This is a genomic window from Polaromonas sp. P1_G1 (genome assembly GCF_056405595.1).
The window spans coordinates 1-9,771 of sequence record NZ_JBFUBU010000046.1; the positions used below are offsets into that span (position 1 = coordinate 1).

Genomic DNA, 9,771 nt, shown 5'->3' on the forward strand with positions numbered 1-9,771 from the left:
GCGCTGGGGGAGGGTGGGGTGGGGGCCAGCGGCCKTTGATCAGCCYCGGTGCAACTTCAAGCGCCGCCAGCCCCCATCCCAACCTTCCCCCAGCGGAGGAAGGAGCAAAGTCCTTCTCCTACATCCCCGCGGATTCCCCGCCGATAAGCCGCACCTCCCGGCCCCGCCACGCTGGCAAGCAGGCAACCCGCCTGCCACCCACCCACCCACCAGGAGAAGCGCATGACCACCATCCTCTGGACCATTCTTATCGGCTTCATCATCGGCTTGGTCGCCAAGTTCCTGATGCCCGGCTGCGACCCCGGCGGCTTCATCATCACCGCGCTGATCGGCATCGCCGGCTCCTTTGTCGCAACTTATCTGGGCATGGCCATGGGCTGGTACCGCAACGGCGAGACTGCGGGTTTTATCGCCGGCGTGCTGGGCGCCCTCGTGCTGCTCGTCGCCTACCGGCTGGTGTCGGCCAGGAACTAGGCGATGCCGGACGACGCCGGCAGCCCCATCCCGCCCCAGCGCAAGAAGAGGCAACGCTCAGCGGTCTTCAACAGCCGGGCCGGCCATATAGCAAATGCGCCCGTCAGCGTCGCAGCCCACCGGGTAAATCTTGCGCGGGATTTCGCCGTCCTGGATGTCCCTCTCCGAACTGAACATCCGCGTGAAGATCTTCAGGGCTTTGTCCGGCATGTTGTCGCGCAGGAAATAGCGATGTCCCCAGGCGCCCACCTGGCCGCCCGTAAAAGAGATGTAGCGCACACCGGGGATTTGTGAAAACTCGGTCAGGTCGCCGCCCAGCTTGATTTGCGCCCCGTCCGCGACGTTCGCCGCGAAGAGCACCGTGTCGCCCTTGTTGTAGGTCACAAACACCTGGCCTTTGGGGCGGATTTTGGCGAGCCAGTCCGCGTGGCCCGCGGCGCGGGCGCAGGCCGCGAGCAGCGCGACGTTGTGCGCCGTGGCAAGCGACTCCGACGCGCCGCTGACGTCCAGTGAGTTCTGGAGAAAGTGGACGCCAAGGCTGTGCGCGGCCAGCGTGAAAGGCTGGTTGGCGATCAGCCTGGCGGCGGCTACCATGCGCAGAAACCTGGCCAGGGCCTGCGCCGAATGTTGCGCATTGGTTTTGGCCTGGTGGTAGCGGCGGATCTTCCCCTGGATGCCGGCTTTCTCCGTGTTGCCGTCATTGCCGCCCTTGATGCCCTTGAGGTCGTCCTCGTCGTCGGTATCCGGCACGGGCACGCCCGGCAGTGAGGGGCCTTCGGGCGTGAACCCTTCCGATGCCCAGGAGAAGCCCACCACCTCCACGCTGTATAGCGCACGCAGCCGGTCGCAGCGCTCAAAACACTTGGCCGGCGAGTTGTTGTTGCCGTGGATGTAGACAAGCACCGGCTTTCGCCCGTTGAACAAAGGCCCCAGCACGTCGCGCGCATCCTGGTTGCTGACGTCCGCATCGATGTTCGTCAACTGCCATTTCGAACCACCCTTTTTTTCCACCGTTGCGAGGCCCAGCCGGGTGTCAAACGGTTTGAATGCGCGGCCGAACGCGGCTTCATCCCGTTTGCTGTCATCAACCTCCCTGTTCGTGAATATCAGCATGTCTTCCTCCTTGATGTGGGTCAACCTTGAAGCCGTTTCATTTTGGGACAAGGTTTACGCGCAGCCATCCTTCGATTGGATGGGAAGAAGCCAGAAAAAAGGGGGAACTAATGCCCGGAAGGATCGGCATTGCGGCTCCTTTGTTGCGACTTATCCGGGCATGGCCAAGGGCTGGTACCGCAACGGCGAAACCGCGCAATGCGGCGTTCCGTCTTTACCAGCAAGGGCCGAGGAACCGGCTTTGCCGGGCCTCAGGCGCAGCGGCCCCTTATGTGATGAAAGGGGCAGGGACAGAGGCCGAAGGCCACACGAAGTGGGGAAGCGTGGGGGCTACATTTTTACATCTTGGCTTCAGCCAGCGGGTCGGCGTGGCGGTGCACCAGCTTCCACGCATCCCGCTCTCGCCGAAACACCTCCGTCACCCGCAAGGTCATGGCCACGGCATCGCTGCGGCCCTTCATGCGTGCCACCGCCTTCTGGTAACCCGTCCAGTAAGCCACGCTGTCGCCCGCCGCCATCTCGACGACTTCAAGCTGCGTCGTGCCTATGGGCTCGAAGATCAGCGCATCGCGTTCATAACGCGCCCAGACCTCCTGCGTCCCCTTCACCATGCCGCCGCCCGGGCCCATAAAGGTGGCCGGGGATTCCAGCGCGACGATATGCGCCAGCGGCCCGGCATTGCCGCTCACATACGCGGCCGCGGTCTGCTGCCGCTCTTTCATGAAGGTCTTGAACTCCTGCTGTGCTTTGTGAGAGGTAGTAGTGGCCATCTTGCTGCTCCTTGTCAAAAGGCCAAAGTAAGACCGGCGCGCAACGCGCCGCGTAGGACAAGGGATGAGCGGCTTGAGGTTCCCTGCCCGGCGTGGAGAAAGCTACCGGCGCTAGTGCGGCGCTTTGGCGTCAGTCAAGGGGTCGGCATGCCGATGCACCAGCTTCCATGAATCCCCTTCCCGCCTGAACACTTCGGTCACCCGCAGCTTGTTCGCCACGGCTTCGGCCTGGCCCTTCATGCGCGCCTGCGCCTGTTGGATACCCGTCCAGTAGGCGACGGTGTCGCCCGCCGCCATGTCGATGATTTCCAGTTCGGTCGTGCTGCCCGGCTCAAACCGGCCGGCATCTTTTTCATAACGCGACCACACGGCTTGGGTGCCCTTCACGACACCGCCGCCCGGGCTCATAAAACTGGCCGGTGACTGCTGCGCCACGATGCGCCCCAGCGGACCCGCGTCGCCGCTCACATAAGCGGCCGCGACCTGCTGCCGCTCTTTCATAAAGGTTTTGAAATCCTGCTGTTGTTGGCTCATGGTGTCTCTCCTTAAAAGGACACGCTAAGCCTGGCGCACGGGGCGGCCGCGTAGGACAAGGGAGGAGGGGGAAAGCGGAGAAATCGCACCCCAATGACGCTTTGGTGAATATTCACATGCGATACCCAGCCAAACCAGGGTGTTCTGGTTGGTCTGACCGCAGAAGCACCCTAGCTATGGCGCGAGTTCGGGTCCATGATGGTTGTCACAAAGTGTTAGTAGATGACCGCGCCGTGTGCAGAGCAAATCACGAGTCAACAAATCGCGCACAGATGAACTACCAGGGACGAGAAGCATGTATCTCCACTCTTACAGAATAAAAAACTATCGACGCCTGCAAGATGTTCATATCGAACTCGCCCCCGATATTTCCATTTTTGTTGGATCAAACAATAGTGGTAAGACATCAGCCACACAGGCCCTATATGCATTTGCATCCGGTTTGAAGGAAAAATTCTCCCTATACGATTTCAGTTCGGTGTGTTGGAAAACTTTGGACGATATCGGGAATCTTGACGGCGGTGTAAAGCAGCCTCCATTACCGTCAATCAGCTTGGACTTGTGGTTCGAAGTAACGCCAACCGACCTATACCTCGTACTGCCGCTTCTGCCGAGCACGGCATGGGCAGGAACACAAGTCGGCATGCGGATAGAGCTTGCGCCACGCAATCCTGCAGAACTAATAGGAAAGTTCCGCACCACTCGAACAGAAGCTCAGCGGATGGCCGCCGCTCTAGAAAAGCGAGATAACGAAAAATACGTGCCATGGCCAAAAAGCCTCACCGACTACCTAAAAAATGAACTTTTAAGTGAGTTCGAATTTAAGTATTACATCCTTGATCGTGCTCAATTCGATGACAAACACAAGCCACGCGACGGATATGAGCCCCAGTTAATTGGGAAAGAACCAGGCGGCGCCGCGATTCTGAAATCCCTTCTCAAGGTTGACAACTTGGGAGCTCAACGACATCTAGCAGATCCGGTCGCAGGTGCGAGTGCCGGGCGAGCGGAAGATCTCTCCAAAAGACTAAGCAAGTTCTATAAGAGAAATCTCAATCAGCGGCAGGAAGATCACAGTGCGCTTAGGGCACTCTTCGACTCGGAGGCCGGACTGAATGATCATCTTGCCGACGTCTTCAAGGATACCCTCGGCCGCCTCTCGAAGCTTGGCTATCCTGGGCTCCACAATCCGCAGCTAGAAATCAAATCAGCACTCAATCCAGCCACGATCATGAGTAGTCAGGACGCTCGCGTGCACTACGTTCTAGGCGATGGTGCAGAGGCCTTAAGACTTCCCGATACCTACAACGGTCTTGGCTTTAAGAATTTGATCTACATGGTGGTGGAGATACTTGACCTTCATGGAAGATGGGTCGCAGACAAGGAACAACGTGCTCCACTACACCTAATATTCATAGAAGAACCAGAAGCTCATCTTCACGCTCAGCTACAACAAGTTTTCATTCGCAATGTTCTCGACTTGATTAAGAACGAGTCGGGAGCTGGCGGTGCGTTTCATAGCCAAACCGTTGTAACGACTCACTCGCCTCACATCCTTTACGAACGAGGGTTTCAACCCATCCGTTATTTCAGGCGAAAAAATATTGCAGGAGAACAAACAACTGAGGTCCTAAACCTCTCGGCGTTTTATAGTCAAACGCCCAATGATCGCGATTTTCTGCAACGGTATCTGAAATTAACTCACTGCGATCTTTTCTTTGCGGATGCCGTCATCCTCGTGGAGGGCAATGTCGAACGCTTACTGCTGCCGGTCATGCTTGAGAAGGAGGCGGTATCCCTACGGTCCGCTTGTCTTTCTATTCTTGAGGTAGGTGGCGCCTTTGGCCACCGTTTTAAGTCGTTGATTGAATTTCTTGGTCTCGTAGCGCTGGTGATAACTGACTTGGACAGTGTGAGACTGGCCGCTGGTGCGGAGGAGGATGAGAACGAAAGCACCGAGTTCGAAGTTCCAGATGTCGAAGCTGGCAATCCTCCTGTGAAGAAAGCCGGCACGGCATGCTTGCCATCTGTGCCCGACGCACTTACCTCAAATCAAACGTTGATCCAATGGCTACCCAGGAAGCAGACGGTAGCAGAGTTGCTGCTCGCAACAGCTACCGACAAACTGCATATGGCGGAAGGCGGTAACGGATTCAAGGTTCGCGTGACCTATCAAGTTCCAACGGCCGTGACATGGAATGGCTCGACAACCGATCTATGCGGGCGCACTCTCGAAGAAGCATTCGGTCTTGAAAATGCGAAGTGGAGCCAGGATGAAGCTCAACGCCACGTCGGTCTGAAGCTTCGAGGAGCTTTCGCCACGCCCGATGCACTGGCATCTGCTCTTCACAAACGAGTTAACGGAAAATCGTTTGATAAAACGAAATTTGCCTTAGGTGTTCTGACTGAACCCCCAGCAAATTGGAATGTGCCTCTCTACATAAAGGAAGGGTTGCACTGGCTTAATAGCGTGGTAAACCTCGAGTTGCCTGTGCCTCTACCGGACGCGACTGAGCCGGCGGCCGCTGCTGCTGCTGGTGATCTGGTGGCACCTACTCAGGCGGTGAAATGACTAGCCGCGCACAGCAGAAAGACACTGCGGCGGATCAGACGCTTTACGATTGCATAAACGCGTCGCCTCCGCGCAGCTTTCTAATGATTGCGGGAGCAGGCTCTGGAAAGACCACATCCCTGATCAAAGGACTGACGGAGATTCTCAATAAGCATGGGGAGAAGCTAAAGCTACGTCGACAAAAGGTTGCTTGTATTACCTATACGTTGGTAGCAGCCGGAGAGATTTGGGCGGACGTGGGAAACAACCCCCTTGTCCAGGTTTCCACCATCCATAGCTTTCTTTGGTCATTAATTCGCTCATTTCAATCTGACATTCATGAATGGGTCACAAATCGAATTGACGAAAAACTTGAAGAGCTAAGGAATACAGCGACAAATTTTGGACCTCGGGTGCAACAACGGACGCGGGACAAGAATCAGAGTGACATTGCTCGGTATGAACAGCAGCGCGATCGGATAGGTCGAGTTCGCTCGTTCACTTATGGAACCGGTAGCAACTACGTAAAAGGAATTCTCGGGCACGACGACATCATCAAAATGGTGCCGCAGTTTATTGCTGAGCGCCCATTGATGCGAACACTTGTTGCCCAACAGTACCCGTTTCTCTTTGTTGATGAGAGCCAGGACACGATGGAAAATGTCGTAACTGCTCTCAAAGCAATAGACGAACAGATGGGAGCTCAGTTTTGTATCGGGTTCTTTGGCGACCCGATGCAGCGCATCTACCCCACAGGGATTGGCGCAATTTCACCGGGTCCGCATTGGGCGAATATCACTAAGCCGGAGAATTTCCGTTGTCCTGCCACTGTTCTCCGCGTGGCAAATGCAATCCGTCGCGACGGAGATGGTCTAGTTCAAACGCGCGGCAGAATGACTGGACCGGAGGATGCTTTAGTTAGTGCTCCAGGAAGCGCTCACATTTTCATACTTCCCATCGACGAGAAACGGGACCAGCGAGTTGCACAGGTGCGTGGCTGGTTCTCAGCGAAGAGCAACGATCCCGTATGGGCTGCTGATACGGATGCCGAAGGCGTGAAGCTCCTTGTCATTGTTCACCGAATGGCTGCTAAGCGACTGGGATTCGCTGATTTGTATGCGGCGCTGAATGACAAAGCCCCGAACAAATTCAAGAATGGTTTTCTAGATGGAACCGCCTGGCCACTCCGGCCATTCAAAAGCTTTGTTCTGCCATTGGTGGATGCCAGCATGAAAGGCAAAGAGTTCGATGTAATGCAGATTCTTAGGAGTCAATCTTCGCTATTAGCTCGTGAAAAATTGAAAGGAATTGACGTAGCGGAGCAACTCATAAAGCTGCGTCAATTTACGGAAGATCTTCAACAAATGATGACGCCGGGATCAGCATCAACTGTTGCCGAGGTCCTTCGTCATCTTCATGATTCGGGAGCGATCGACCTAGATCCAAGACTACTTTCATATTTGGATCTACCAGCGCCAGTCGAACCACAAGGGCACGATCCCGATGGAACCATAGAGGAGGAGGAAGATGAGGAAGAGGACGACGACGACGAGGGTGAAAGGCTAGCGAAGGAGGTGGCAGCAATGGATGCATTTTTCGCCTGCCCGGCAGCACAGTTCTGGAGTTACTACAACTACATAACTGAGGAGTCTCCATTTTCGACCCAGCAAGGCATCAAGGGAGCGGAATTCGAACGGGTTCTTGTGATTCTGGACGATGACGAAGGAACCCATGTCCAGTTTTCCTACGATAAGTACTTGGGCATAAAACCGTTATCAAAAAGGGACGAGACGAACAAGCTTGAGGGTAAGGAAACAGCAGTCGAAAGGACTCGGCGTCTCTTTTACGTTTGCTGTACACGTGCTCTACAAGATCTGGTGGTCATATTCTTTACTAATGAGATCGCGATGGCCCAGCAGCAAATCACGGCTCTCGGCCTCTTCCCTCAGGCAGCGATGCACTTGCTGAATGAGCTTGAGTGATGGCTGATGAATTATTTACGGTCGCGCAGATCGCAGATCGCAGAGATTGAGATGAGCCTGGAGATGTCATGAGAACAAGCCAAATAGCAGCGGCACCAAATCTTCGAGAATTTCACCAATCCGTGACGAACGAACTGTATTCCGTTAAGGATCGCATTCGAAATTTAGTTCGTCACTGGCCCACCGACGGCGAATCCAAAGAAGTTGCCCTTCGAAGCGTATTGCGAAGGCACTTGCCCCAATCAGTGACGATAGGTCGCGGGTTCATAGTAACGCCAACGGCAAGCTCTTCTCAAATCGACATTCTTGTGATTGATTCGAACAAACCCACTCTCTTTAGAGACGGCGACCTATTGGTTGTCACGCCAGATGCAGTGCTTGCAGTTATCGAAGTCAAAACCGAATTAAGAACCGAGACCGAAATGGTGCAAGCCGCGGAAAAGCTTTCTCGAATTGAATGCATGTGTCACAACTTAACCCACCGAGATTCAATTTGGACCGGACTCTTTATCTTTGAAGGTACAGATGCCATCCAAAAATCTTGCTTGGCAGCGGTCGGTCGGGCATACCAGATCACCGGAAGACCCATAAACTGCGTTTCAGCCGGAAGGAACTCGTTTATTCGTTATTGGCCAGAGGGTGAACTGGTAAGCAGCTCAGCGTCCGGTCCAGTTTGGCATTCATACGGCATCGAAGGAGTTGCTCCGTCTTACTTCATGGGGAACCTGATAGATTTCATATCATCAGTAGATCACTCCACCGCCTCTTTCGCATGGTTTCCATTACCGCGCGGCAAGGAACGACATCGAAGTTTCTTCTTACGCTTAGGAGAAACGACCCCGCAGTCATATTGAGAAGTCTTGGATCAAGTCTATGCTACGACCTTTTCAAGAATCTAGTTTTCCATGCCCCACGCCGTCTCCCGCCTGCGCACCGCCCGCCTGGCGCGCGCCTCCAAACCTTTTTTAGCCCGCGGCGGGCCGCGCAATGAGCGCTGTGCCGCCTGCCGGCTGATTCCCAGCCATTGCATGTGCGCCTTGCGGCCGGCCGTGCCGGGTGTTCGTGCCGGTGTGTGCCTGGTGATGGCGGACATCGAGGCGCTCAAGCCCAGCAACACGGGCTGGCTGATTGCCGATGTGGTCCCCGATACCTTTGCGTTTGAGTGGGCGCGCACCGTGGTGGACCCCGGCCTGCTTGCCTTGCTGGCGGACCCGCAGTGGCAGCCTTATCTGGTTTTTCCCGGCGAGTTTGTGGCGGCGGAGCGGGTGGTGACCGAGGTCTTGCCGCCCTCCGACCCAAGCGATGGCAAGCAACAAGCCAAGCGCCCGCTGTTTGTGCTGCTGGACGCGACCTGGCCCGAGGCGCGAAAAATGTTTCGCAAAAGCCCTTACCTCGACAAGCTGCCGGTGCTGAGTTTGCAGAGCGAGCAGCTCTCGCGCTACAAGTTAAGGCGCTCGCAGCGTGACGAGCATTTCTGCACCTCGGAAGTCGCCGCCCTGTGCCTGGCGCTGGCCGGGGAGGTCCATGTGGCCGAGACGCTGGAGGCTTATCTCGACGTGTTCACCAACCACTATTTGAAGGCCAAGCAGCAGCAACCGCTGGATCTGGAAGACGCGGCGCACCAGCGTTTGCGCGGCTTACGTTTGTAGACAAGTCTCAAGCGGCGGGCACTGGCAGCCAAGCGCCGGCCCGGCGCACAATGGTTGCCCTTCGAAAGGGTCACGCCCATGGTGCACGATGCTTCCTCTTCTTCTTTTCGAACGATCTGCTGGCAGCCCACATGGAACCCCGCTTCGCCAGGCCTGGGGCTGGAGCACTTGCTGCTGGCGCAGGGCCAGGCCGACAGCGTGGTGCTGGCGGTCGATGAAGATGACGAGCCCTTCCGCCTGGCCTACAGGCTCTACTGGGACGAGGCCTGGCAGCTTCGCAGCGCCGACTTCTTCCTGGCCAAAGCCGGCGCCAACCGGCTGCTGAGCCTGCGCACCGACGGCAAGGGTCATTGGCAGGATGGCGAGGGCCGGCCGCTGGCCGATCTGGACGGATGCCTGGACATCGACATCTGGCCCACGCCGTTTACCAACAGCTTTCCGATACTTCGCGAGCCCCTGGCCGTGGGGGAGCGGCGCAGCTTTCGCATGGCCTGGGTGCTGGGGACGGAATTGACGGTCAAGCCGCAGCCACAGGCCTACACGCGCGTGCGCGACAGGCTCTACCTTTTTGAGAACCTCGATGGAACCGGCTTCAAGGCCGAACTGCCGGTGGACAAAGACGGCCTCGTGCTGGACTACCCCGAGCTGTTCCGGCGCGTGAAGGCCTGAAGACCTGAGGGCCTGAGACAGGCGCCCGG

9 protein-coding genes are annotated in these 9,771 nt (G+C 56.4%); 6 read left to right on the plus strand and 3 right to left on the minus strand.

What is annotated here, in order from left to right:
* The first annotated feature begins 222 nt into the window (after window positions 1-222).
* Window positions 223-474: a GlsB/YeaQ/YmgE family stress response membrane protein gene (locus AC1D1Y_RS20870; RefSeq protein WP_477684028.1), complete on the plus strand. Its 252-nt coding sequence runs from the start codon at window positions 223-225 to the stop codon at window positions 472-474.
* Between the two features lie 57 nt (window positions 475-531).
* On the opposite strand, the gene AC1D1Y_RS20875 is transcribed toward AC1D1Y_RS20870, so the two are convergent.
* From AC1D1Y_RS20875 to AC1D1Y_RS20885, 3 genes are all read right to left on the minus strand, one after another.
* Window positions 532-1,587, minus strand: a complete 1,056-nt coding sequence (locus tag AC1D1Y_RS20875) for an alpha/beta hydrolase (protein WP_477684029.1) — start codon at window positions 1,585-1,587, stop codon at window positions 532-534.
* A 338-nt stretch (window positions 1,588-1,925) separates the two neighbouring features.
* On the minus strand, window positions 1,926-2,357 hold the full coding sequence (locus tag AC1D1Y_RS20880) for a YybH family protein (RefSeq protein WP_477684030.1): 432 nt from the start codon (window positions 2,355-2,357) through the stop codon (window positions 1,926-1,928).
* Window positions 2,358-2,468: 111 nt separating this feature from the next.
* Window positions 2,469-2,891 carry a YybH family protein gene (locus AC1D1Y_RS20885; protein ID WP_477684031.1) on the minus strand — a complete coding sequence of 141 codons (423 nt, stop codon included), beginning with the start codon at window positions 2,889-2,891 and terminating at the stop codon, window positions 2,469-2,471.
* 295 nt (window positions 2,892-3,186) lie between these two features.
* Here AC1D1Y_RS20885 and AC1D1Y_RS20890 point away from each other — a divergent pair, with 295 nt between their 5' ends.
* The 5 genes from AC1D1Y_RS20890 (at window position 3,187) to AC1D1Y_RS20910 (ending at window position 9,742) form a co-directional block, all read left to right on the plus strand.
* On the plus strand, window positions 3,187-5,463 hold the full coding sequence (locus AC1D1Y_RS20890) for an ATP-dependent nuclease (RefSeq protein WP_477684032.1): 2,277 nt from the start codon (window positions 3,187-3,189) through the stop codon (window positions 5,461-5,463).
* Window positions 5,460-7,424 carry a UvrD-helicase domain-containing protein gene (locus AC1D1Y_RS20895; RefSeq protein WP_477684033.1) on the plus strand — a complete coding sequence of 655 codons (1,965 nt, stop codon included), beginning with the start codon at window positions 5,460-5,462 and terminating at the stop codon, window positions 7,422-7,424. Before AC1D1Y_RS20890 ends, AC1D1Y_RS20895 begins: the two co-directional genes overlap by 4 nt.
* A gap of 68 nt (window positions 7,425-7,492) precedes the next feature.
* Window positions 7,493-8,278, plus strand: coding sequence for a DUF6602 domain-containing protein (locus AC1D1Y_RS20900; RefSeq protein ID WP_477684034.1), 786 nt, complete (start codon window positions 7,493-7,495; stop codon window positions 8,276-8,278).
* Between the two features lie 51 nt (window positions 8,279-8,329).
* Entirely contained in the window at window positions 8,330-9,073 is a 744-nt protein-coding gene (locus tag AC1D1Y_RS20905) for a tRNA-uridine aminocarboxypropyltransferase (protein WP_477684035.1), read from the plus strand.
* 54 nt (window positions 9,074-9,127) lie between these two features.
* Complete coding sequence (locus AC1D1Y_RS20910) at window positions 9,128-9,742, plus strand: putative glycolipid-binding domain-containing protein (RefSeq protein ID WP_477684036.1); 615 nt, start codon at window positions 9,128-9,130, stop codon at window positions 9,740-9,742.
* Window positions 9,743-9,771: the final 29 nt, after the last annotated feature.

Bases quoted from the DNA above. Each gene is read 5' to 3' on its own strand.
- AC1D1Y_RS20890 (WP_477684032.1), top strand. From the start codon at position 3,187: ATGTATCTCCACTCTTACAGAATAAAAAACTATCGACGCCTGCAAGAT.
- AC1D1Y_RS20885 (WP_477684031.1), bottom strand. From the start codon at position 2,891: ATGAGCCAACAACAGCAGGATTTCAAAACCTTTATGAAAGAGCGGCAG.
- AC1D1Y_RS20900 (WP_477684034.1), top strand. From the start codon at position 7,493: ATGAGAACAAGCCAAATAGCAGCGGCACCAAATCTTCGAGAATTTCAC.
- AC1D1Y_RS20905 (WP_477684035.1), top strand. From the start codon at position 8,330: ATGCCCCACGCCGTCTCCCGCCTGCGCACCGCCCGCCTGGCGCGCGCC.
- AC1D1Y_RS20880 (WP_477684030.1), bottom strand. From the start codon at position 2,357: ATGGCCACTACTACCTCTCACAAAGCACAGCAGGAGTTCAAGACCTTC.
- AC1D1Y_RS20895 (WP_477684033.1), top strand. From the start codon at position 5,460: ATGACTAGCCGCGCACAGCAGAAAGACACTGCGGCGGATCAGACGCTT.
- AC1D1Y_RS20870 (WP_477684028.1), top strand. From the start codon at position 223: ATGACCACCATCCTCTGGACCATTCTTATCGGCTTCATCATCGGCTTG.
- AC1D1Y_RS20875 (WP_477684029.1), bottom strand. From the start codon at position 1,587: ATGCTGATATTCACGAACAGGGAGGTTGATGACAGCAAACGGGATGAA.